At 33.7% G+C, this 517-nt stretch carries 1 protein-coding gene; it reads right to left on the bottom strand.

The genetic code is table 11. The annotated features are described in order from the left end of the window. The coding region (locus IE313_RS34810) for a DNA cytosine methyltransferase (RefSeq protein WP_189939393.1) at nt 1-517 on the bottom strand (517 nt) is incomplete at both ends.

The following is a 517-nucleotide window of genomic DNA, read 5'->3' as shown; positions in this document are numbered from 1 at the left end:
GTGGTATTCAATATTGCCATGATGTTCGGCTCGCATAGTAGGAGCGTAGGTATCTTTGTTAATAGCATTATTGCCTTGTCCTTTATTGCGTTTAGCCTTAGAATAAAAATGATTAGGCATAGCCCCTTCTGTTAAGTTTTCCAAATCTTTCAATATTTCATACACAAAAGGGGCATGACTTTTCTTTAATGTTTTAAAATTAAAAGGCTTTTTAAAGTAACTTTCATTAACGCCTACCATAATGACTCGTTCTCTTAATTGCGATACTCCAAAATCGCTTACTTTCAAACATGCAAAATTAACCATATAGCCTAAGTCTTTAAAGCTATCCAAAATCTTTCTAAAAGTGTTTCCATTGTCAATATTTAAAAGACCTTTTACATTTTCAGCAAGAAAAATCTTAGGCTTTAAATCTTTTACACATCTAATCATGCTCTCATAAAGTCGCCCCCTTTCACTTTTTAACCCCTTTCTTTTGCCGGCAAAACTGAAATCTTGACAAGGAAAACCACCCAAA

Origin of the sequence: Streptomyces sulfonofaciens, assembly GCF_014656295.1 — a bacterium.
GTDB classification, from domain to species: domain Bacteria; phylum Actinomycetota; class Actinomycetes; order Streptomycetales; family Streptomycetaceae; genus Streptomyces; species Streptomyces sulfonofaciens.
This window is presented reverse-complemented; position numbering and strand designations above follow the sequence as displayed.